General features: G+C 65.4%; 22 protein-coding genes and 1 pseudogene. 10 read left to right on the forward strand and 13 right to left on the reverse strand.

The annotated features are described in order from the left end of the window. The first annotated feature begins 59 nt into the window (after nt 1-59). Nucleotides 60-1,463, forward strand: coding sequence for an HDOD domain-containing protein (locus tag P5704_012950; GenBank protein ID WOF76982.1), 1,404 nt, complete (start codon nt 60-62; stop codon nt 1,461-1,463). Nucleotides 1,464-1,542: 79 nt separating this feature from the next. Here P5704_012950 and P5704_012955 read toward each other — a convergent pair whose 3' ends face one another. From P5704_012955 to gspE, 9 genes are all read right to left on the reverse strand, one after another. Beyond that, nucleotides 1,543-2,058: a type II secretion system protein M gene (locus P5704_012955; protein WOF76983.1), complete on the reverse strand. Its 516-nt coding sequence runs from the start codon at nt 2,056-2,058 to the stop codon at nt 1,543-1,545. Beyond that, nucleotides 2,058-3,191 carry a type II secretion system protein GspL gene (gene gspL, locus P5704_012960; GenBank protein WOF76984.1) on the reverse strand — a complete coding sequence of 378 codons (1,134 nt, stop codon included), beginning with the start codon at nt 3,189-3,191 and terminating at the stop codon, nt 2,058-2,060. Before gspL ends, P5704_012955 begins: the two co-directional genes overlap by 1 nt. A 3-nt stretch (nt 3,192-3,194) precedes the next feature. After that, nucleotides 3,195-4,193 carry a type II secretion system minor pseudopilin GspK gene (gene gspK, locus P5704_012965; protein WOF76985.1) on the reverse strand — a complete coding sequence of 333 codons (999 nt, stop codon included), beginning with the start codon at nt 4,191-4,193 and terminating at the stop codon, nt 3,195-3,197. After that, complete coding sequence (gspJ, locus tag P5704_012970) at nt 4,190-4,903, reverse strand: type II secretion system minor pseudopilin GspJ (GenBank protein ID WOF76986.1); 714 nt, start codon at nt 4,901-4,903, stop codon at nt 4,190-4,192. The genes gspK and gspJ overlap by 4 nt, the downstream gene beginning before the upstream one ends. After that, nucleotides 4,900-5,319 (reverse strand): type II secretion system minor pseudopilin GspI, encoded by a 420-nt coding sequence (gene gspI / locus P5704_012975; GenBank protein WOF76987.1) that lies wholly within the window; start codon nt 5,317-5,319, stop codon nt 4,900-4,902. Before gspI ends, gspJ begins: the two co-directional genes overlap by 4 nt. Further along, the gene (gene gspH, locus P5704_012980) at nt 5,316-5,885 is read right to left on the reverse strand and encodes a type II secretion system minor pseudopilin GspH (GenBank protein ID WOF76988.1); all 570 of its coding nucleotides are present in this window, start codon (nt 5,883-5,885) and stop codon (nt 5,316-5,318) included. The genes gspI and gspH overlap by 4 nt, the downstream gene beginning before the upstream one ends. Before the next feature lie 3 nt (nt 5,886-5,888). Beyond that, the gene (gspG, locus tag P5704_012985) at nt 5,889-6,323 is read right to left on the reverse strand and encodes a type II secretion system major pseudopilin GspG (GenBank protein WOF76989.1); all 435 of its coding nucleotides are present in this window, start codon (nt 6,321-6,323) and stop codon (nt 5,889-5,891) included. A 5-nt stretch (nt 6,324-6,328) separates the two neighbouring features. Then, a complete protein-coding gene (xcpS, locus tag P5704_012990; protein ID WOF76990.1) occupies nt 6,329-7,543 on the reverse strand; it encodes a GspF family T2SS innner membrane protein variant XcpS in 1,215 nt (404 codons plus the stop codon). A 155-nt stretch (nt 7,544-7,698) separates the two neighbouring features. Further along, nucleotides 7,699-9,213, reverse strand: a complete 1,515-nt coding sequence (gspE, locus tag P5704_012995; protein ID WOF76991.1) for a type II secretion system ATPase GspE — start codon at nt 9,211-9,213, stop codon at nt 7,699-7,701. A gap of 522 nt (nt 9,214-9,735) precedes the next feature. Here gspE and P5704_013000 point away from each other — a divergent pair. The 3 genes from P5704_013000 to P5704_013010 are packed head-to-tail and all read left to right on the forward strand — an operon-like array spanning nt 9,736 to nt 12,628. Further along, entirely contained in the window at nt 9,736-10,857 is a 1,122-nt protein-coding gene (locus tag P5704_013000; protein ID WOF76992.1) for a Re/Si-specific NAD(P)(+) transhydrogenase subunit alpha, read from the forward strand. A 13-nt stretch (nt 10,858-10,870) separates the two neighbouring features. Beyond that, nucleotides 10,871-11,188: an NAD(P) transhydrogenase subunit alpha gene (locus tag P5704_013005; GenBank protein ID WOF76993.1), complete on the forward strand. Its 318-nt coding sequence runs from the start codon at nt 10,871-10,873 to the stop codon at nt 11,186-11,188. A 3-nt stretch (nt 11,189-11,191) separates the two neighbouring features. Further along, nucleotides 11,192-12,628 carry an NAD(P)(+) transhydrogenase (Re/Si-specific) subunit beta gene (locus P5704_013010; GenBank protein ID WOF76994.1) on the forward strand — a complete coding sequence of 479 codons (1,437 nt, stop codon included), beginning with the start codon at nt 11,192-11,194 and terminating at the stop codon, nt 12,626-12,628. A gap of 69 nt (nt 12,629-12,697) precedes the next feature. Here the strand turns inward: P5704_013010 and P5704_013015 are convergent, their stop codons facing one another. Continuing rightward, on the reverse strand, nt 12,698-13,288 hold the full coding sequence (locus P5704_013015; GenBank protein ID WOF76995.1) for an NAD(P)H-dependent oxidoreductase: 591 nt from the start codon (nt 13,286-13,288) through the stop codon (nt 12,698-12,700). Nucleotides 13,289-13,408: 120 nt separating this feature from the next. After that, entirely contained in the window at nt 13,409-14,398 is a 990-nt protein-coding gene (locus P5704_013020) for a bile acid:sodium symporter family protein (protein ID WOF76996.1), read from the reverse strand. An 87-nt stretch (nt 14,399-14,485) separates the two neighbouring features. On the opposite strand from P5704_013020, the pseudogene P5704_013025 reads away from it, so the two are divergent. The 6 genes and pseudogenes from P5704_013025 to P5704_013050 all read left to right on the forward strand — a co-directional run bounded on the left by P5704_013025 (nt 14,486) and on the right by P5704_013050 (nt 18,806). After that, nucleotides 14,486-15,286 (forward strand): annotated as a pseudogene (locus P5704_013025) (helix-turn-helix transcriptional regulator). 165 nt (nt 15,287-15,451) lie between these two features. Continuing rightward, nucleotides 15,452-15,652 carry a DUF1127 domain-containing protein gene (locus P5704_013030; GenBank protein WOF76997.1) on the forward strand — a complete coding sequence of 67 codons (201 nt, stop codon included), beginning with the start codon at nt 15,452-15,454 and terminating at the stop codon, nt 15,650-15,652. Nucleotides 15,653-15,768: 116 nt separating this feature from the next. After that, on the forward strand, nt 15,769-16,086 hold the full coding sequence (locus P5704_013035) for a DUF2388 domain-containing protein (protein ID WOF76998.1): 318 nt from the start codon (nt 15,769-15,771) through the stop codon (nt 16,084-16,086). Between the two features lie 110 nt (nt 16,087-16,196). Then, nucleotides 16,197-16,493, forward strand: a complete 297-nt coding sequence (locus tag P5704_013040; GenBank protein WOF76999.1) for a DUF2388 domain-containing protein — start codon at nt 16,197-16,199, stop codon at nt 16,491-16,493. Nucleotides 16,494-16,536: 43 nt separating this feature from the next. Further along, a complete protein-coding gene (locus P5704_013045) occupies nt 16,537-16,857 on the forward strand; it encodes a DUF2388 domain-containing protein (GenBank protein WOF77000.1) in 321 nt (106 codons plus the stop codon). Further along, on the forward strand, nt 16,854-18,806 hold the full coding sequence (locus P5704_013050; GenBank protein ID WOF77001.1) for a DUF4105 domain-containing protein: 1,953 nt from the start codon (nt 16,854-16,856) through the stop codon (nt 18,804-18,806). The genes P5704_013045 and P5704_013050 overlap by 4 nt, the downstream gene beginning before the upstream one ends. A 66-nt stretch (nt 18,807-18,872) precedes the next feature. Here the strand turns inward: P5704_013050 and P5704_013055 are convergent, their stop codons facing one another. Next, nucleotides 18,873-19,940 (reverse strand): hypothetical protein, encoded by a 1,068-nt coding sequence (locus P5704_013055; protein WOF77002.1) that lies wholly within the window; start codon nt 19,938-19,940, stop codon nt 18,873-18,875. Then, entirely contained in the window at nt 19,930-20,976 is a 1,047-nt protein-coding gene (locus P5704_013060) for a hypothetical protein (protein WOF77003.1), read from the reverse strand. The genes P5704_013055 and P5704_013060 overlap by 11 nt, the downstream gene beginning before the upstream one ends. Nucleotides 20,977-20,985: the final 9 nt, after the last annotated feature.

The raw sequence follows: 20,985 nt of genomic DNA on the forward strand, positions 1-20,985 counted from the left end.
CAGCGCCCACGCCTGACGGCTTCGCTATACTCCGACAGGTCACTACAACGGGTCCGCTTATGAATACTGCTGTCGACACCGAAAGCTGCTCCGAACTTCCGCTACTGATCACCAAGCTGTTGAAAGACCTCGGTGTGGACTACCAGATCCAGCGCGACCGCCCCAATTTTCCCGCTGCCCAGCGGGTGCAGGCGGTGCTGCTGGACGACAGCATCGGCGCGATGCTGGTGCTCTTCCCGCAGGATCATCTGCTCGACCTTGCCCGACTGGCCGAACTCTCCGGCCGCGAGCTGGCCGCGGTCAAACCGGAGCGACTGGCGCGCATGCTCGCCAAGCACGAGCTGAGCCGCCTGCCCGGCCTGCCACCGCTGACCAGCTCGCCCTGCCTGTACGAAGAGTGCCTGATGCAGCAGCCCCGGCTGCTGGTGGAATCCGGCCAGCCCGGATTGCTGGTGGAGGTTGCCAGTACTGACTTCAAGCGCCTGCTGAGCAAGGCCACGGCCGGTAGCTTCGCCGTGCCGCTGAGCAGCATTCGACCGAACCTGGACCGTCCGCACGACGACCGCGCGGAGATCAGCCAGGCGGTGCAGAGCTTCACCGCGCGGCGCATTCAGAAGCGCCTGGAAGAGACCATCGAAATTCCGCCGCTGCCGCATACGGCGCAGAAGATCATCAAGCTAAGGGTCAATCCCGAGGCCACCGTGGACGATATCACCGGCGTGGTGGAAACCGACCCGGCACTGGCCGCGCAGGTGATCAGCTGGGCGGCCTCGCCCTACTACGCCGCGCCCGGGCGTATCCGCTCGGTGGAAGACGCCATCGTCCGCGTGCTCGGTTTCGATCTGGTGATCAACCTGGCTCTTGGTCTCGCCCTGGGCAAGACCATCAGCCTACCGGACGACAAGCCGCAGGACGCCACGCCCTACTGGCAGCAGGCGATCTACACCGCTGCGGTGATCGAGGGGCTGACCCGCGCCATCCCTCGCGAGCAGCGGCCGGAGCCGGGCCTGAGCTACCTCGCCGGGCTGCTGCACAACTTCGGCTATCTGGTACTGGCACACGTATTCCCGCCGCATTTCTCGCTGATCTGCCGGCATCTGGAAGCCAATCCGCATCTGTCGCACAGCCACGTCGAGCAGCATCTGCTGGGTATCACCCGCGAACAGATCGGCGCCTGGCTGATGCGCTTGTGGGGCATGCCCGAGGAACTGGCGGCCGCCCTGCGCTTCCAGAGCGATCCGGGCTATGACGGCGATGACGCGGCCTACCCGAACCTGGTCTGCCTGGCGGTGCGCATGCTACGCAACCGCGGCATCGGCAGCGGGCCGGACGCCGAAGTGCCGCAGCAGCTGTTCGATCGCCTGGGCATCACCCGCGAGAAGGCCAACGACGCGATCGCCAAGGTGCTCGCCGCCGAAGCCGCATTGCGCGCTCTGGCGATGCAGTTCAACTCGCCACACTGATAGCCGGTGCCGCCGGGTCTGTGCCTGATCGCACGGCCCCGCCCGGTGGTGGATCCGGCTGCCGGCACCGGCGGCACCATCAACTCCCCGCGCGAAAGCTCACCCGTGCATTCACCAGGCCTTCACCGGCGCGCTCCAGACTGACCTCGGCGATGCTCACGCCCTGCCCCTGCAGGGTCTCGAACCAGCGCAACAGCAATGCGTACGATGCCCCCGGCAAGCTCACCTGCAGGCTGCCGTCGCTGCCATTGTCGAAACTCTCGATCAGCAGATTGCCCTGCTGCGCACTTTCGGTGATCACCCCCTGCAGCTGTTCCGGTGCCAGCTCGACCTGGTTGCTACGCTCCATCTGCCGCGCCAGTTCGGTGTTCTGCTCCATGTAGGCATGCAGTTCGCGCTGCACCTGGTAGTACTCGCGGGCGTCCGCAGCCTGGCGCTGCGCCGGCAACCACAGCCAGAGATAGAACAGCACGGCGAGGAGAAAGGCACCGAGCAGGCTCAGCGAGGTGCGCTCACGAGGGGCCAGCCGCTGCCAGCGCTGCCACAGCGGCGAATCGGCGAGGCGCACGGCCAGTTGTTGCTTGAGATTCATCATCAGCCTCCGATCACCACGCGTGCGCTGACCCTGTCGCCTTCGCGACTGGCCGAGCCCAGCTGCACGCTCTGCCCGGTATCACCCAGGCGTTGGCGCAGCGTTTCCAGCGTGGGGAAGTCCATGGCCTGCACCTGCAGCGCCAGGTCGCCACGGTCCTGGTTGTAGTCGAGCTGGCCGATGGTCACCGGAATGCCATCTTCCAGCGCCGCGGCCGCATGGTCGAGCAGGCGCAGGAAACCAACCTGCCCTCCGCTGCCGCGGGCCAGATGATCATCGAACTGCGCGCGCATGTTGACGATGCGGATGTCCTCGGGAAACAGCTCACGGTACAGCGCCAGACTGGCCTCGGCGTAGGCATCGCCCTGACGCTGGAAATACCAGGCCTGGCTCAGGTTGAAGCCCAGCTGCACCAGCAGGATCAGGCCGGCGACGGCGAACAGCGGTTTCCAGTAACCGAGGCCGGTGTTGCCGACCTCCACGGCGAAGTCGCCCTGGGCGAGGTTGATCGCCGCCGCGCGGTGCGCACCGAGAAACGCGTAGGGATCGTCCACCTGCCGGTAGTCGTCGAGCGTCAGCGGCGGCTCGCCTTCGCTGCCCTGGGCATGCCAGGGCGCCGGACAGAGATCGGACAGCTGCGGCCAGTCCTCGCTGGCGAAGGCCAAGCGCGTTTCGCCGACGCCGCCGAGCAGGCCGCGCTCGCCGATGAACAACAGCTGCGTGCCCTCCCGCGGCAGCAGATCGGCGTCGACATGAATCGCCACGATCAACAGGCCCAGCTCGCGCAACTGATCAAGCCAGTCATCCAGCAGCTGGCGACGGATCGCCACGACCCGCAGGCGGCCGTCCGGCAGTGCCTCGCCGAGGGCCAGATGCAGATCGTCGACGTTTTCCGCCAGCAGCTCCTCGGCGGCGTAGGCCAGCGCCTGCTGCATCCAGCGCGCCTTGCGCGTCGGCAGGGTGACGGCGAAAAAACTGCAGACTTCCGCCGGCAGGATCAGGCTGATCGCACCGTTGCCTGCGGCGCATTCGCCCAGCGGCTGCCAGCGGCCGGGTTCTTCCTTGGGCAGCCAGTAGACGCGGGTCTCGGCATCGAGCCGGGTCGGGCAGTCGGCGGGCAGAAACAGGCAATCCATGGTCTAGCGTTCTCCGTCGGATGGGAGGGTCTGCCGGGCAGGCTGACCGAGATTTCGCGCGAGCACACGGACGCTGCCGTCCTGCTCGCGTTGCAACAGGCTGACCAGTGCCAGCCGGCGATCGCCCAGACGCACTTCGCTGGTGGCCTGGAAGAATTGACTGCCAACCGCCAGCGCAGTGCCCTGCAGCGTAGTTCCAGCCAGCGCCGGCTGCGCGAGGAACGCCGCGCTGTTGCGAAACGGTGCGGCGCGGCGCAGCTCGACCAGCGACTCGGCCGCGCCGAGGCTGAGGTTGTCGCTCAGGCTGGAAAGCACCATCGCGCTCGCCGTGTTGACGTTCAACGGCACGTTCGGCGGCAGCGCGACGACATAGGGCGCCAGGCGCTGGAAATCCTCTTCACGCATGTCCAGCAGCAGGCGCAATTCGGACAGATCATGCAACCGTCGACCGGCGCTGCGATAGGGCGTATCGAGGCCGAGATAGGCATTGTCTTCGGCACCCAGTTCGCCGCTCGGCTGCTGATCGGGATCGATCCAGTCGAGCAGGCGTTCGGCATAGGGCGCGCTGATCTGCAGACGCAGCAGCAGGCGGCGGAATTGCTCGACCGCGGCAGGATTGGGCTGCTGGTCGCGCAGCAGGTCGTTGAGGTTGAAGCGTCCGGAGAGATCCTCGATATGCACGAGGATCTCGCCCTGATCGATCTCGAAGGCCGGCAGCGGCTGCGCCCAGGGCTCGAGCAGATGATCGACGGCCGCGGCCTCACCATTGGCGCCCGTCTCGCCCGTCTCGCCCGACGCGCCAGTCCGCAGATCGCGAGCGAGCATGGCCTGGGCCAGCGCTTCGCCGCCCAGCGCGTAATGCCAGGCCTGGCGCGCCTGCAGCTGATTGCTGCTGGCACGAATGCTGAGCTGCTGGCGCGCTACCATCGCTGCGCTGACCACGGTGACGATGGCCACCACCAGCAGCACGGTGATCAGCGCCACGCCGCGCTGGTGCCTCATTGCGGCAACTCCCCTTCGAACGGCTCGGGCACGCCCTCGGCGCCGGGCAGCGCCTGCTGCGTCGCCTGTTCGGCGGCGTCGGGCAAGCGCAGCAGACGCGTGATACGGCCGTAGCGGGCGTGCTCGATATTCAGCTCCAGGGCGATCGGCAGGCGCTCGGCGGCATTCTCCGGGCTGCCGCGACCGAAATCGAACGGCGGCCACTCCTCGTGCCACACCGCCTCCTCGTCCAGATAGCGCAACTGCAGGCCCTGCACGTTTTCCAGTACCCGCTGTACGCGCGGCTCGCTGTCGACGTCACGGTCCAGCACCACCCAGTAGACGCGCTCGAGGTTGTCGCCGGCCAGACGCCAGCGCACCCGCTGCAGATTGGCGCGCCGCAGCCCAGTGGGATTGCGCCAGCCGGCACGGGTCAGCTCCAGCAGCGGCGCGCCGTCTTCGCCTTCGAGCTGGCCGATGAAGGCATTGCGCTCGTCGCCGAAGCCATCGCGGATCGGCCGCCCGATCACCTGCTGCAGGTCGCGTTCGAAGGCCCACACCGCGCGGCTCAGCTCGCGCAATTGCAGCTCCTGAGCGCGCACCGCCTCATCGCTGTGCAGCACCGCTTCGAGCATGCGATAGGTGCCGAGGCCAAGCAGTGCGAACAGGGCGATGGCGATCAGCAGTTCGAGCAGGGTGAAACCGGTGCTGGTGCGCACGTGAGCGTTCATTGGCGTGCAGCTCCCGGGCCGACACCGATGAAGCCGGTGAGGCTGGTGACCGCCCGCTCGGGTAGCGGGTCGCTGCGGCCACGCGACGTCTGCAGCGCAACCCAGACGGTCACCCGCAGCAGGCCGGGGTCGGCGCTGGCCTCGATTTCGCTGAGGGTCTGCCACTGGCGACCACCGTATTCCAGCGCCTGGGTCTCGCGGCCAATGGCAGGCGGGGTCTGCTGCAACTGCAATTCGCTGATGCGGTTGTCGGCGATCCAGCTGGCCAGGGTCAGTTCTTCCAGGCGCCCGGCATTGCTCAGGCTGCGCCCGGCCGCGGTGAGCACCACGGCCGATACGCTGGCGAAGATCGCCAGCGCCACCAGCACTTCGAGCAGGGTAAAACCGCGGCCAGCCCTGGCCAGGTGCCTGCTCATCGCCTATCTCCGAGCGCTTCGGCCTCGGGCAGGCGAAAGCCGTCGCTGGCAACCAGCCAGGCACCGCCACCCGGTTTGCGTTCGGACAGGCGCAGGCTGAACGGCGACAGCTCGCCACTGGAGAGAATCAGCAACTGCGGCTCCAGCCGCGGCGCACGGCGTGCCGTTCGCTCGCCTTCGCGCGACAGCCCGGCGCGGTCGTCCTCGCGCTGGGTCGGGGCCAGCAGCTCCAGCGGCGTGCCATCCAGTTCCAGATCCAGGCGCATCCACTCCGGTACCTTGTGCACCTTGCGTCGCTCGACGTCCAACCAGCGCGTGGCTGCCTCGTCGTAGCGCAGTACGCGATAGCCCTCGCTGTTGACCAGCAGGCCGTATTCGCGACTGTCGAGCACCGCCTCGTCGCTGAGCACGCCGATCAGCGCGGCCAGTCGCCGCGCCTCGTCACGCAGCTCGCGCGAGGAGCTCGAACCGCCGACGCTGAGCACCGCCACGCTGACCAGAATGCCCAGCAGGACGATGACCACCAGCAGTTCGATCAGCGTGAAGGCGCGGGCGCGGCGCCGCATCGATTACAGGTCCCAGTTGCCGATGTCGGCGTTGAGGTCGCTGCCACCGGGCTTGCCATCGGCGCCAAAGGAGTAAAGGTCGAACTGGCCCTGGGTGCCCGGCGACAGGTACTGGTAGTCGTTGCCCCATGGGTCCTTGGGCAAGCGCTTGAGGTAGCCGTCGCGGTTCCAGTTCTTCGGTTGCGGGTTGCCGGAAGGCTTCTTCACCAGCGCCTCCAGCCCCTGCTGGGTGCTCGGGTAGGCGAAATTGTCCAGCTTGTACATGTCCAGCGCCGCAGCGACCGCCTTGATGTCGCCCTTGGCCACGGTGACCTTGGCCTGGTCCGGGCGGCTCATCACCTGCGGCACCACCAGCGCGGCGAGGATGCCGAGGATGACCACCACCACCATGATCTCGATGAGGGTGAAGCCCCCTTGCGTACGTCGTTGCAACTTCATTGTCGTTACCCCACCAGTTGGTTGAGAGAGAGGATCGGCATCAGGATCGCCAGCACGATGACCAGCACCACCGCCCCCATGAACACCAGCATGAACGGTTCGAACAGGCCGACCAGCAGAGACACCTGGGCGGCGAGGTCGTTCTCCTGATTGCGCGCGGTTCGCGCCAGCATCTGATCCAGTTCACCGGATTTCTCCCCGCTGGCGATCATGTGCAGCATCATCGGCGGGAATTCGCCAGTGGCATCCAGCGCGCGGGTCAGGCTGCTGCCTTCGCGCACCTTCTGCGCAGCCTCCACCACCCGCTCGCGGATGCGCAGGTTGGCGATCACCGCGGCGGCGATGGACAGCGCCTCCACCAGCGGCACGCCGCTCTTGGTCAGGATCGCCAGGGTGGAGGCGAAGCGCGCGGTGTTGGTCGCCCGGCTCAGGCGCCCGATCAGCGGTATTCGAAGAATGAACGCATGCCAGCGCAGGCGCAGCGCCGGATCGCGAAGGGCCGCACGCATGGCCAGCACGCCGGCGACGATGCCGAGCACGATCAGCCAGCCCCAGTTCTTCACCACGTCGCTGGTGGCGATCAGCCCACGGGTCAGCGCCGGCAGCTCCTGGCCGGTGTTGACGAAGACCTTGACCACGTCTGGCACCACGTAGCCGAGCAGCAGCACGACGATGGCCAGCGAGGCGACCATCAGGATCACCGGGTAGAGCAGCGCCAGCTGGATCTTCTGCCGCGACTGCTGACGCTGATCGGTGTAGTCGGCGAGCTGGTCGAGCACCAGCCCGAGATGGCCGGCATGCTCGCCGGCCGCCACGGTAGCGCGATAGAGCTCGGGAAAGGCCGACGGATATTCGCGCAGCGCCGCAGCCAGGCTGTGGCCTTCCATCACCCGCGCACGCACCGCCAGCAGCATCGACTTGATCTTCGCCGAGGTGGATTGCGCCGCCGCCGCGCGCAGGGCTTCCTCGATCGGCAGCGCAGCCTGCACCAGCGTCGCCAGCTGCCGGGTGACCAATGCCAGATCGCGCGCCGACAGCCCACGACCGAAGCTGAAACCGCCGCGACTGACATCCTCCTTGGACTTGGCCTGCTTCACCTCCAGCGGCGCCCACTGCTTCTCGCGCAGCAGCTGCCGCGCCTGACGCGGGCTGTCGGCCTCGATCAGGCCCTTCTGCTCGCGGCCGCGGGGGTCGAGGGCGAGGTATTCGAAGGCAGCCATCAGGCGGCCTCCAACAGGGGCGATTCGCCGTCAAGACCGCTCTCACACAGACAGCGCATACCTTTGGGAGCGGCCTTGGCCGCGAACGGCGCCATCGACCAGTGGCGGTCAGGCTGCAGATGCCTCTGCAGGCGAGCCGGAAACAACCTCATCCCTCACTCCTCACGCGTCACCCGCAGCACTTCCTCGATGGTGGTCACCCCTTCGCGCACCTTGCGCAGGCCATCCTCGCGGATGCTCGGGCCCAGTGCCCGCGCATGACGCAGCATGTCCTGCTCGCTGGCGCGGGTGTGCACCATGGTGCGCAGCGTGTCGTCGAACAGCACCAGCTCGTAGATGCCGGTACGCCCGCGGTAGCCGAGGCCGCGGCATTGCTCGCAGCCTTCGGCGTGGTACAGCGTCGGCGCCTCGGCCGGGCTGACGCCGAGCAGCTCGCACTCGGCGGTATCGGCAACGTAGGCGCGCTTGCAGTCATTGCACAGCACTCGCACGAGGCGCTGGGCCAGTACGCCGAGCAGCGACGAGGAGATCAGGAACGGCTCGACGCCCATGTCCACCAGCCGCGTGACGGCACCGATGGCGCTGTTGGTGTGCAGCGTGGAAAGCACCAGGTGGCCGGTGAGCGAGGCCTGTACCGCCATGTCGGCAGTCTCCTGGTCGCGGATCTCGCCGACCATCACCACGTCCGGGTCCTGGCGCAGGATGGCGCGCAGGCCGCGGGCGAAGGTCATGTCGACCTTGGTGTTGACCTGAGTCTGGCCGATGCCTTCGAGGTGGTATTCGATCGGGTCTTCGACGGTGAGGATGTTGCGGGTGCGGTCGTTGAGGGTGGTCAGCGCGGCGTACAGGGTGGTGGTCTTGCCCGAGCCGGTGGGGCCGGTGACCAGGATGATGCCGTGCGGTTTCTTCACCGCCTGCTCCAGGTGGTCGCGGTCCTGCTCGTTCATGCCCAGGTGGCGCAGGGTCAGGCGCCCGGCCTGCTTGTCCAGCAGACGCAGCACCACCCGCTCGCCGTTGGCCGAGGGCAGCGTGGAAACGCGGATATCGACCTCGCGGCCGCCGACCCGCAGGGAAATGCGGCCGTCCTGCGGGATGCGCTTCTCGGCGATGTCCAGCTTGGCCATGACCTTGATCCGCGACACCAGCAGCGCCGCCAGCTCGCGCTTGGGCTGCACCACTTCACGGAGGATGCCGTCGACGCGAAAGCGGATCACCAGGCGCTTTTCGAAGGTTTCGATATGGATATCCGAGGCGTTCTCGGCAATCGCCTCGCCAAGGATCGCGTTGATCAGACGGATGATCGGCGCGTCGTCCTCCTGCTCCAGCAGGTCCTCGGTTTCCTGGATCTGGTCGGCCAGGCTGGCCAGGTCGAGGTCGTTGCCCAGCCCCTCGACCATCAGCATCGCCGCCGATGAATCGTGCTGGTAGGCGGCACCGAGCGCCTGATCGAAATCCGCCTGGGCCAGCCACTGCATCGGCAGCCGCATGCCGACCACCCGCTGCGCCTCCTGCACTGCGGTCAGCGCGGCGCCCTCGCGCAGGCCGAGGTGCAGCTCGCCGCCACGCTCCAGCAGGATCACGCCGTGCCGACGCGCAAAGGCGAACGGCAAGCGGCGCTGGGCCGGCTGTTCGAGCAGCGTGGTGACTTCGTTTACATCGAGTTCGGGCATCGTCCAGCTCCACCAGCGATACGCAGCGACCCGACGTCACTGCGTTCGAAACACTCCAATCGGGTCCAACCAGCCTAGTTGGACTACAAGGATTGAATGACATTTCAACGTGCGCGCGTTTTTCCTGCATACCCGACTTAACCCGACACCAAGGTCGGAGATGCTTGGCACCGCTGACGAATACCCTGTCAATGGCGCGTCATTCATGATGCGGCCGTGTCGTGTGCCTGGCGCGGACGAACTGGTCGTACGCAGAGCCAAACAGGACGCAATCTGCAGCGAAGCACGGAAAACAGGTAGTCATCCTGCGACCGGCGCGTCAAATACAATCGTTTGATTGAAACAGTTGTTTGATTTTTTCAAGGCTTGCAGAATGCCGCGCCGGGCGATCCGTTTTTGCGCATCGCCCGGCTGGCTTCACCTGTTCCATACCCCGTTCGCCAGAGCAGCGGACGGGTGAAAAGCACGTCGGTGCGTGGTTCGCCGCAGCACCGGTCATGATCACGCAGGAGAACAACAACAATGCACATCGGTGTTCCTCTCGAAACCCACTCCGGGGAAACGCGCGTCGCCGCAACCCCGGAAACCGTCAAGAAACTGATCGGCCAAGGGCACCGGGTGACGCTGCAAAGCGGCGCCGGGTTGCTTTCCAGCGTGCCGGACAGCGCCTATGAGGCGGTCGGCGCAACCATCGGCGATGCCGCCGCGGCCTTTGCCGCCGAGCTGGTGCTGAAGGTCAATGCGCCGGACGATGCCGAACTGGCGCAGATGCAGTCCGGCAGTGTGCTGCTGGGCATGCTCAACCCGTTCGACAATGACTGCATCGCGCGCATGGCTGCCCGCGGCGTCACCGCCTTCGCCCTCGAGGCCGCGCCGCGTACGTCCCGTGCACAGAGCCTGGACGTGCTCTCGTCGCAGGCCAACATCGCCGGCTACAAGGCCGTGCTGGTCGGTGCCCATCACTACCCGCGCTTCATGCCGATGCTGATGACCGCCGCCGGTACGGTGAAGGCCGCACGCGTGCTGATCCTCGGCGCCGGTGTCGCCGGGCTGCAGGCCATCGCCACAGCCAAGCGCCTGGGTGCAGTGGTCGAGGCTTCGGACGTGCGTCCGGCGGTGAAGGAGCAGATCGAGTCGCTCGGCGCCAAGTTCGTCGACGTGCCGCTGGAGACCGACGAGGAGCGCGAATGCGCCGAAGGCGTCGGCGGCTATGCGCGGCCGATGCCGGCCTCGTGGATGGCGCGTCAGGCGCAGGCGGTGCATGAGCGTGCGCTGCAGTCGGACATCGTCATCACCACCGCGCTGATCCCGGGCCGCAAGGCGCCGACGCTGCTGCAGGAAGCCACCGTCGAGCAGATGAAGCCCGGCTCGGTGATCGTCGACCTGGCGGCCGGCCACGGCGGCAACTGCCCGCTGACCGAGATCGACCAGGTGGTGGTGCGCCACGGTGTAACCATCGTCGGCCACGCCAACCTGGCGACGCTGGTAGCGGCCGACGCCTCGGCGCTATACGCCCGCAACCTGCTGGATTTTCTCAAGCTGGTCATCGACAAGGACGGCCAGTTCCAGCTCAACCTCGAAGACGACATCGTCGCCGCGTGCCTGATGTGCCGCGACGGCCAGGTCGTGCGGACCAACGGTTAAGGGAGACGCGAACATGGATCTGATTTCGGACGGCATCTACAACCTGATCATCTTCGTGCTGGCGATCTACGTCGGCTACCACGTGGTCTGGAACGTCACCCCGGCCCTGCACACGCCACTGATGGCGGTCACCAACGCGATTTCGGCGATCGTCATCGTCGGCGCCATGCTGGCCGCAGCGCTCACCGTCACCCCGCTGGGCAAGGCCATGGGCACCCTCGCCGTGGCGCTGGCCGCGGTCAACGTGTTCGGGGGCTTCCTGGTCACCCGTCGCATGCTGGAAATGTTCAAGAAGAAGGACCGCAGCGCGGCCAAGGCGGAGGGCAAGTAAGCCATGAGCATGAACCTGATCACCCTGCTCTATCTGGTCGCCTCGGTGTGCTTCATCCAGGCACTGAAGGGCCTGTCCCACCCCACCACCTCACGTCGCGGCAACCTGTTCGGCATGATTGGCATGGGCCTGGCCGTACTGACCACGGTCGGCCTGATCTTCAAGCTCGGCAGCGAGCTGGCCACCGCCGGCATCGGCTACGTGATCGTCGGCCTGCTGATCGGCGGCAGCGTCGGCACCGTCATGGCCAAGCGCGTCGAGATGACCAAGATGCCCGAGCTGGTCGCCTTCATGCACAGCATGATCGGCCTGGCCGCGGTATTCATCGCCATCGCCGCGGTGGTCGAGCCGCAGTCGCTGGGCATCGTCGAACAGATCGGCTACGCGATTCCGGTGGGTAACCGCCTGGAGCTGTTTCTCGGCGCGGCCATCGGTGCCATCACCTTCTCCGGTTCGGTGATCGCCTTCGGCAAGCTCTCGGGCAAGTACAAGTTCCGCCTGTTTCAGGGTGCCCCGGTGGTATTCAAGGGCCAGCACATGGTCAACCTGGCCGTGGGCCTGGCGATCGTCGGCCTGGGCCTGGTCTACACCTTCACCGGCAACCTGACCGCCTTCGCCATCCTGGTGGCGCTGGCGTTCGTCATCGGCGTGCTGATCATCATCCCCATTGGCGGCGCGGACATGCCGGTGGTGGTGTCGATGCTCAACTCGTATTCGGGCTGGGCGGCCGCCGGTATCGGCTTCTCGCTGAACAACTCGATGCTGATCATCGCCGGCTCACTCGTGGGCTCGAGCGGCGCGATCCTCTCGTACATCATGTGCAAGGCGATGAACCGCTCGTTCTTCAACGTGATCCTCGGCGGCTTCGGGGCCGACGCCGATGCCGGCGGCCCGGCGGGCGCCCAGCTGGAGCGCAACGTGAAGTCCGGTTCGGCCGACGACGCCGCCTTCCTGCTGACCAACGCCGACACCGTGATCATCGTTCCCGGCTACGGCCTGGCGGTGGCCCGCGCGCAGCACGCGCTGATGGAGCTGGCCGAGAAGCTGACGCACATGGGCGTGACCGTGAAGTACGCGATCCACCCGGTCGCCGGCCGCATGCCGGGGCACATGAACGTGCTGCTGGCCGAAGCCGAGGTGCCCTACGAGCAGGTCTTCGAGATGGAGGACATCAACTCCGAGTTCGGCCAGGCCGACGTGGTGCTGGTACTTGGCGCCAACGACGTGGTCAACCCGGCGGCGAAGAACGATCCAAAGTCGCCCATCGCCGGCATGCCGATCCTCGAGGCGTACAAGGCCAAGACAGTCATCGTCAACAAGCGCTCCATGGCCAGCGGCTATGCCGGTCTGGACAACGAACTGTTCTACATGGACAAGACGATGATGGTCTTCGGCGACGCCAAGAAGGTGGTCGAGGATATGGTCAAGGCCGTGGAGTGATCGCCTCGCGCTGAAACGAAAAACCCCTCCCGGCCAAACCGCGAGGGGTTTTTCTTTGCCTGTCGAAGGTCAGACGCTGAAGCCGAACACCTCGCCCAGGTGCCGCCGATAGCGTTCGACATCCGCCTCGATCTGCGGCCGCTTCATCACATCGACGCAGAGGAAGGTCGGCAGGCCCTGCAGGCCGAGAAACTCGTGGGCCTTGTGAAACGGCAGGTAGACGGCATCCACGCCTTTGCCGGCGAAGAAATCGCTGGGGTCGTCGAAGGCCTGCTGTGGCGCGTTCCAAGTGGCGGAAATCATGTAGCGTTTGCCCTGCAGCAGACCACCGCTACCGTACTTCTGCGACGCGTCCGAGCGGGTGCGGCCGTCGTTGGCGTAGAGGCTGCCGTGGCCGGCGGTGAACACCTCGTCCAGGTATTTCTTCACCGTCCAGGGTGCGCCCATCCACCAGCCGGGCATCTGATAGATCAGCGCATCCGCCCAGAGAATCTTCTCGACTTCCTGCTGCACGTCGTAGCCGGCGTCGATCTCGGTGGTGCGGACCTCGAAGCCGGCCGCAGTCAGGGTTTCGATGGCTGCCTGATGCAGCGTGGCGTTGTACTGGCCGGCCGAGTGGGCGAAGGCCTTGCCGCCGTTGAGTAGCAGAATCTTCTTCATGGGAATGCCTCAGCAACAGAATGGCGCGCAGCTTAGCCACCCCTGCGCACCGCTCCCAGACCGTAACGGGCAAATGATCTTTGCGCTGCAGTCACGAATCCGCCGCCGATTGGCTTCAAGTCAGCCCGCTTTTGCGACCGCTGCTGTTTCTGGTCGCGACGCATAGCGCTGCGCCAGTACCGCGCAGACCATCAGCTGAATCTGGTGAAACAGCATCAATGGCAGGATCAGCGTGCCCAGCGCACCGCCGGCGAACAGCACTTGCGCCATGGGGATGCCGGTGGCCAGGCTCTTCTTCGAGCCGGCGAAGAGAATGGTGATGCGGTCCTCCAGGTCGAAGCCCAGCCAGCGCGCCGCCAGCCAGGTAATCAGCAGGGCCAGCGCCAGCAGCAGGCAGCAGGCCAGCACCAGCCCCAGCAGCTGCGGCAGCGGCACCTGCTGCCAGATGCCCTCGACCACCGCATGGCTGAACGCGGTGTAGACCACCAGCAGGATAGAGCTCTGGTCGACGTTCTTTAGCCAGCCCTTGTTGCGCGCCACCCAGTCGCCAATCCAGCGCCGCGCGATCTGCCCGGCGATGAACGGCAGCAGCAGCTGCACGACGATCTTGCCGATGGCATCCAGCGTCGAGCCGCCTTCGCCCTGGGCACCCATCAGCAGCAGTACCAGCAGCGGCGTGAGGAAGATGCCGATCAGGCTGGAAGCCGCCGCGCTGCATACCGCCGCAGGGATGTTGCCGCGCGCCAGCGAGGTGAAGGCGATGGCCGACTGCACCGTGGCCGGCAAGGCACAGAGGTAGAGCATGCCCAGGTACAGCTCGGCGCCGATCATCGGCGTCAGCAGCGGGCGCAGCGCCAGGCCGAGCAGCGGGAACAGCACGAAGGTGCAGCTGAACACCAGGAGATGCAGGCGCCAATGGCCCATGCCGGCGAGGATCGCACTGCCCGAGAGCTTGGCGCCGTGCATGAAGAACAGCAGGCCGATGGCCAGGTTGGTGATCCACTCGAATACCGCCACGCCCTGCCCCCGCGCTGGCAGCAGCGTGGCGATGGCCACCGCACCGAGCAGGGCCAGAGTGAAGTTGTCCGGTAACAGGCGAGGTCTGGCCATGGGCGCTCCTGATTGTGTGGCTTGCGGCAGGCTGCCAGCGAGTCTACTGTCGCGCTGCATATCCGACTAACGCCATAAGCCAGACAAATGTCGAGAAAAGGACAAAGCAGCCTCGTGCAACGCAGCATCCCAGTCATGGATGCACTGCCGCGCCCGCTCTTCGCCCGCAGCGAATCCCTGGCTGAACGAACCACCACGCCACGCCACAGCCATCCCTGGGCACAACTGTCCTACGCCATCAGCGGCGTGCTGCGCGTGCATACCGAGCGCGGGCGCTTTCTCGCTCCGCCGCAGCGCGCCATCCTGATTCCGCCGGGCCTGCTGCACGAGGTGATCAGCTCACCGCAGACCGAGATGCGCAGCCTGTACATCGACCAGCGTGCGGTGCCCTGGGCGCCTGCGCATTGCCAGGTGCTGGCCGTGAGCCCGTTGCTGCGCGAGTTGATCCGCGCCTTTGGTGCGCTGCCGGTGGACTATGACGAACAGGGCGCCGACGGCCGTCTGGCTGCCGTTATCCTTGACCAGCTGCGCGCCGCCCCGGACCTCGGCTATTCTCTGCCCTGGCCCGACGAGGTACGTCTGCACGGCATCTGCGAGGCACTGTATGAACAGCCGGACCTGTCCCTCAGCCTGGCGCAGTGGAGCGAGCAACTGCACATCTCGGAGAAAACCCTGACCCGCCAATTCCAGCGCGACACCGGCCTCAGCTTCCGCGCCTGGCGCCAGCGTCTGCGCCTGCTCAGCGCCCTGCCGCTACTGGAACAGGGCTAGCCAGTAACCGACGTCGCGCTGGCTTGCGGCTATGACTCCACCTCGGCGTTCATCGCCGCATTCGGCCAACAGTTCGGCACCACGCCGGGCGCGCTGGCGCGCACACGGGACCGATAAGCAGCGCAGCGAAAACAGTTGGCGTATTCACGACCCATACAGTTTCATCCATTCTGGAACTGCACCGGCACAATCGAGAATTCCTGTGGCTGTTGCACTTGTCTGACGCGCGCGATCCTGTTCTCCCATAACCCGCACCCGGACACACCGGGAAGGAGCCGCAGCATGGACCGCACGCTGTCTCGTCCGTACGGCGCCACCGGCGCCCGCCGCAACTGGCTACAGTTGCTGCAAGTGTTGCAGCGCTGGCAACGCAACTACCGTACCCGTCAGCAGCTGGCGCAGCTCGACGACCGCCAGCTGGCCGATGTCGGCATCAGCCACAGCGAACGTGCTAGCGAACTGGACAAGCCGTTCTGGCGCTGAGGCAACCCGAGCGTTCCCGCCTGCCGCCACCCCCCGCCTAGGCTGCTCGGACGGCAGTGACAGCGGGAACGCAACGCCCATGGCACGGTCTAGAGCCTCACCACTGGAGATCTGCCATGTCCCGAATCCTGCTCCCTCTCTTCGCTGCCGGCTTGCTGCTGAGCGGCGGCGCCTCCGCGGCCAGCTTCACCGCCACCACCGACATGGTGGTCGGCGGCCTGATCAACACCGTCGATGCCACCTCGGACCTGACCTCGTCGCTTCGCGACGACAAACTGGTGCTCGATGCCCGCGACGATGCGGCGCGTTTCGTTGCCAGCCAGGGCGATCTGCGCGGCGCCCATCTCGAAGCGGCACTACGCCACATTCGTAGCCAGCAGCCAGAACTGGGCGCCAGCGATCTACAACTGGCTCAGGCGATCCTGGCGCTCTGATGCATGCAGCAGCATAAGCGCTGCTGCAACCTGCGGAAGCAACCGAGCGCTGGCTCTGCAGCCGGCGTTTCGCTAGCCTTGGCGCCGTTTTTCCCGGCAACAGGTTCCGCATGCGTTCGTATTCAATCGTTCTCTTATTTCTCGGCCTCACCGCTGGCACCGCCCAGGCTTTCGATGTCACCACTGCCGGTGTCGTACAGAGCAGCTATGTCAGCAGCCAGCTGACCAGCGCCCCTTTCGACAACAAGCTGATCGCCGAGGCCCGCGAAGACGCCGCCGGCTTCGTCGCCAGCGATGGGCAGCTCACCGCGGTCCGCCTGCAGGCGGCCATGGCGCATCTGCGCCAGGAGCATCCGGAGCTTGCCGCCAGCGACCTGGAACTGGCCGAAGCGATCCTCGTCCAATAACCGCACCGGCCTGCCGGTGACCAGACCCGTGAGAGATTCATCGATGAACAAGCTATTGCTCGCCGCCCCGTTGGCGCTGGCCGTCGCCGTAGGCACTGCCCAGGCGCAGACCCTCGTCGCCACCAGCAACATCGTCGTGCGTGCCCTGGACCGCAGCATCAATTTCACCTCCGACGTGACCAGCCGCATCAGTGACATGAAGGTCGTCGTCGAAGCGCGTGAAGACGCCGCCAGCTTCGTCGCCAGCGCCGGCGAGATTCGCGGTGCGCATCTGGAAGCCGCGATAGGCACCCTGCGCAGCGAACTCCCGGCAGCGCGCAATGCCAGCGACCTGGAACTGGCCGAAGCCATCCTCGCGCTGTGACACGCCTCGGCGCCTGGCTGCTGGCGAGCTGCCTGAGCCTGGCCAGCATCGCGGCTCATGCCGAACTGCGCCTGGTTCTAGATTCACGCACGCTGGATGCCGAGCAACGCGCGGCCAGCCAGGCGCTGCTGGACGAAGCCATGGCCGCACTGCCCCCGCGCCTGGTGCAGAGCCTTGATCGCGAGGTCCGCGTGCAATGGCGTGACAACCTGCCGGAACAGGCCTATGGCCGCGCCGGCGGCAAACGCCTGGAACTCAACCGCCGCTTGCTGCCGGCACTGACCGACGGCAGCGCTGCCGAGGAGAAAACCCATCGTCCCCACGGCACGGTGCGCCGCGAGCTGCTCGCCACCGTCATTCACGAAGTGGCGCATCTCTACGATCGCGCGCGCCTGTGGTCGCCCAATCAGCACCTGTTGCAGGGCCAGTGCCGTCAACGCGCCAGCAATCTCGGGCAGGTCGGCCTGCCGGACGACTGCCGCGGCCAGACCGACCGCCGCTTCACCCTCAGCGATGACCCGCGCCTGCTCGATCTGGCCGGCTGGCCGCAGCGGGTCGGCAAGCGCGGCCTGCGTGAACAGGACAACGCACAGCTGGCGCGCAGTCCCGACCCGTACGAGCTGACCAGCCCGCTGGAATTCGTCGCGGTCAATCTCGAATACTTCCTGCTCGACCCCAGCTACGCCTGCCGGCGCCCATCCCTGCACCGCTACTTCAACGAACACTTCGGCTGGGTGCCGGAACCCGCCGATTGCGCACCGGGCTACCCCTTCCTCAATGCCGGCCGCGAGTTCGGCCGCACGCCCCTACTGAGCCTCGACCCTGCGCGTGTCTACGAGGTCGACTACCTGTTCGCCGAAGCCAACGATGCCTGGGTCAGCCGCTGGGGCCATAGCATGCTGCGCCTGGTGATCTGCGCACCAGGCCGCGAGCCCGGACCCGATTGTCGACTGGATCTGGACCACCACCTGGTGTTGTCCTTCCGCGCCTTCGTCGACGATGTGCAGCTGTCCAGCTGGGACGGCCTCACCGGCGTCTATCCTTCGCGGCTGTTCATACTGCCGCTGGGTCAGGTGATCGACGAATACACCAAGGTGGAGCTGCGCGGGCTGGCCTCGGTGCCCTTGAAACTACATCCCGAAGAAGTTCGCCAGTTGGTCGAGCGCAGCGCCGAACTGCACTGGAGCTACGACGGCGACTACTACTTCCTGTCCAACAACTGCGCGGTGGAAACCCTGAAACTGCTGCGCAGCGGCACGGCGCGCAGCGACCTGGTCGCACTGGACAGCATCATGCCCAACGGACTGCTGGAGGTGCTGATCCACCGCGGCCTGGCCGATGCCAACGTGCTCGACGATCCTCGTGAAGCGCTGCGCCTGGGCTATCGCTTCGACTCCTACCGCGACCGCTACCAGGCCATGTTCGCGATCCTCAAGGAGCGCCTCGGTCTGCCGCAGGACAGCGTCGAACAGTGGCTGGAACTCGACGCCGTCGAGCGCCAGCCGTGGATCGACCGCGCCGATCTGCGTGCCGCTGCCGCCCTGTTGCTGGTCGAACAGGCCGCCCTGCGCCGCCAGTTGCTCCTCGCCCAGGACGAACTGAAGAACCGCTACCTCGGCGGCCGCGGGCGCGACGCCACCCTGAACAAAGCCGACGGCGCCCTGCAGGAAATCCTGGCCAACAGCGGCTACCTCAGCCGCCCCGCCGAACTGCTCGACGGCCACGGCTACGGCCTGCCACAACCTAGCGAATGGACTCGCCTCGAACGCGAAAGCGAACAACGGCAACTACGCCTGAATCAGCTGAGCGAAGAACTGGACCAGGAAGTCCGGCTGCTGCTGGGCGATGAACGACGGGCGGAACTCGAAGCGATCGAAGTGAACCTGGCCCAGATCGGCGAGCATCTGCGTGGGTTGCACAAGGCGGGGGGTGGGTTGGAGTTGCCTTAAAGGCTGGTTCCGATAGGCCTACCGGGAACTATAGGACGGGATATAGAGGCTCCCAGCCGGCCGCAGTCAATCGGCATAACGCACATGGCGATCCATGAGGTTGAGGCGGCCGGTGATGTCGTAGGCGTTGACGCGAGCCAGGTTCTGCTTCAACTGCGCCTCCCAGGTCTTATCGTCCATATCACGCCAGTAGCGCTCGGGGCGGCCCGTGCGGCGGTCATGTGCCGCCGTGGTCGGGTCGTTCGCACGGTGTTTCTCGAACAGCGGGATATCCGGCAGCGGGCGGCCAATGTCCATGTAGTTCTGCAGAAAGTCCCAGGCAGCGAAGTGCGGCGACATGCTGGAATCCTTGGGCACGATGGGGAAAAGATTGATAGACAGGTCGTGATAGCGATGCACCAGATGCAGTTGATACCAGATCAACCCCTGCCTGTCGGGGCCGCTGCTGATATAGGCATCGAACTCATGAAAGGGGTAGGTGAACTCACCGATGGTGCCGCTGCGTTTGTACTCGCCCATATTGTCGTAATCGAAGATCGTGACCATGCCAGTGCGGCGGTTGAACTCCCACAGCGGGCCTTTGGAAGGGCGAACGACCCAGTTAGTAAACTTGTTTACGACTAGGGAGCCTATGGCCCAACAGGCGAGGGGGGGGCCTAAAAACCACGGTGCTGTTTCTAGTACGACAGCCCAGAGCCCTGATAGGAAACCTGAAGGATTGTGATAAGCATCTACAGCCCATGCGAAAGGAAGTAGAACCAGAAGAGCACAAAAAACAAATCGCCCTCCCCCCAATAGATAAAACCAGAAGGTTGTGCGCTTGGAGAATGGGGCATAGCGGATGCGCTCGTGATCGTTGATCTGGTGGTAATCACGTTGCGCGAACTTTTCCTCCTGACGAAGCCCGGCGGCCACGTCCTGTTGGTACTTCTCATGGGTGCGCAACCCGGCTGGTGTGCTCTGCCGCAGCATGCTGAGAGGCACGATGTCCTCGGTATACCCCCAGGGCAGGCGCGAGTTGCCAAAGCGGAACAACCAACTGCGTTTGGTCGCTGCTGGCTGGTCGGGAATGCGCGCCGGCTGGTAGGCGCTGGGGCTGTACTGGGCAGCCATGGGCTCATCATCAATCGGCATAGCGCACATGCTTGGCCATCAGGTTGAGGCGCCCGGTGATGTCGTAGGCGTTGACGCGAGCCAGGTTCTGCTTCAACTGCGCCTCCCAGGTTACATCGTCCATATCACGCCAGTAGCGCTCGGGGCGGCCCGTGCGGCGGTCATGTGCCGCCGTGGTCGGGTCGTTTGCGCGGTGTTTCTCGAACAGCGGGATATCCGGCAGCGGGCGGCCGATGTCCATGTAGTTCTGCAGAAAGTCCCAGGCAGCGAAATGCGGCGACATGCTGGAATCCTTGGGCACGATGGGGAAAAGATTGATAGACAGGTCGTGATAGCGATGCACCAGATGCAGTTGATACCAGATCAGCCCCTGGCGGTCGGGACCGCTGCTGATATAGGCATCGAACTCATGAAAGGGGTAAGTGAACTCACCGATGGTGCCACTGCGTTTGTACTCGCCCATATTGTCGTAATCGAAGATCGTGACCATGCCAGTACGGCGATTGAACTCCCACAGCGGGCCTTTGGAAGGGCGAACGACCCAGTTAGTAAACTTGTTTACGACTAGGGAGCCTATGGCCCAGCAGGCGAGGGGAACTCCCAAAAACCAAGGCGCCGTCTTTAGAACAACACTAGTTAAGCCTTGGGTAAAACCGTCTGGATGAGCATCAGCTACAAGCAGCCAGCTTATAGGCGACATAATCATCATCACCCAAAAAACAAAGCGGCCCCCTCCCAATAGATAAAACCAGAAGGTCGTGCGTTTGGAGAATGGGGCATAGCGAATACGCTCGTGATCGTTGATATGGTGGTAATCACGTTGCGCGAACTTTTCTTCCTGGCGAAGTCCGGCGGCCACGTCCTGCTGGTATTTCTCTTGGGCACGTAACCCGGCTGGCGTGCTTTGCCGCAGCATGCTGAGAGGCACGATGTCCTCGGTATGCCCCCAGGGCAGGCGCGAGCTGCCAAAGCGGAACAGCCAACTGCGCTTGGTCGCTGCTGGCTGGTCGGGAATGCGAGCTGGCTGGTAGGCGCTGGAACTGTAGTGGGCAGTCATGGGGCATCC

The sequence above is a fragment of the Pseudomonas sp. FeN3W genome, from assembly GCA_030263805.2.
Taxonomy (GTDB): Bacteria; Pseudomonadota; Gammaproteobacteria; order Pseudomonadales; family Pseudomonadaceae; genus Stutzerimonas; species Stutzerimonas stutzeri_G.

Coding starts and splice junctions, on each gene's coding strand:
- P5704_012950 (WOF76982.1), top strand. CDS start 60: ATGAATACTGCTGTCGACACCGAAAGCTGCTCCGAACTTCCGCTACTG.
- P5704_012955 (WOF76983.1), bottom strand. CDS start 2,058: ATGATGAATCTCAAGCAACAACTGGCCGTGCGCCTCGCCGATTCGCCG.
- gspL (WOF76984.1), bottom strand. CDS start 3,191: ATGGATTGCCTGTTTCTGCCCGCCGACTGCCCGACCCGGCTCGATGCC.
- gspK (WOF76985.1), bottom strand. CDS start 4,193: ATGAGGCACCAGCGCGGCGTGGCGCTGATCACCGTGCTGCTGGTGGTG.
- gspJ (WOF76986.1), bottom strand. CDS start 4,903: ATGAACGCTCACGTGCGCACCAGCACCGGTTTCACCCTGCTCGAACTG.
- gspI (WOF76987.1), bottom strand. CDS start 5,319: ATGAGCAGGCACCTGGCCAGGGCTGGCCGCGGTTTTACCCTGCTCGAA.
- gspH (WOF76988.1), bottom strand. CDS start 5,885: ATGCGGCGCCGCGCCCGCGCCTTCACGCTGATCGAACTGCTGGTGGTC.
- gspG (WOF76989.1), bottom strand. CDS start 6,323: ATGAAGTTGCAACGACGTACGCAAGGGGGCTTCACCCTCATCGAGATC.
- xcpS (WOF76990.1), bottom strand. CDS start 7,543: ATGGCTGCCTTCGAATACCTCGCCCTCGACCCCCGCGGCCGCGAGCAG.
- gspE (WOF76991.1), bottom strand. CDS start 9,213: ATGCCCGAACTCGATGTAAACGAAGTCACCACGCTGCTCGAACAGCCG.
- P5704_013000 (WOF76992.1), top strand. CDS start 9,736: ATGCACATCGGTGTTCCTCTCGAAACCCACTCCGGGGAAACGCGCGTC.
- P5704_013005 (WOF76993.1), top strand. CDS start 10,871: ATGGATCTGATTTCGGACGGCATCTACAACCTGATCATCTTCGTGCTG.
- P5704_013010 (WOF76994.1), top strand. CDS start 11,192: ATGAGCATGAACCTGATCACCCTGCTCTATCTGGTCGCCTCGGTGTGC.
- P5704_013015 (WOF76995.1), bottom strand. CDS start 13,288: ATGAAGAAGATTCTGCTACTCAACGGCGGCAAGGCCTTCGCCCACTCG.
- P5704_013020 (WOF76996.1), bottom strand. CDS start 14,398: ATGGCCAGACCTCGCCTGTTACCGGACAACTTCACTCTGGCCCTGCTC.
- P5704_013030 (WOF76997.1), top strand. CDS start 15,452: ATGGACCGCACGCTGTCTCGTCCGTACGGCGCCACCGGCGCCCGCCGC.
- P5704_013035 (WOF76998.1), top strand. CDS start 15,769: ATGTCCCGAATCCTGCTCCCTCTCTTCGCTGCCGGCTTGCTGCTGAGC.
- P5704_013040 (WOF76999.1), top strand. CDS start 16,197: ATGCGTTCGTATTCAATCGTTCTCTTATTTCTCGGCCTCACCGCTGGC.
- P5704_013045 (WOF77000.1), top strand. CDS start 16,537: ATGAACAAGCTATTGCTCGCCGCCCCGTTGGCGCTGGCCGTCGCCGTA.
- P5704_013055 (WOF77002.1), bottom strand. CDS start 19,940: ATGCCGATTGATGATGAGCCCATGGCTGCCCAGTACAGCCCCAGCGCC.
- P5704_013060 (WOF77003.1), bottom strand. CDS start 20,976: ATGACTGCCCACTACAGTTCCAGCGCCTACCAGCCAGCTCGCATTCCC.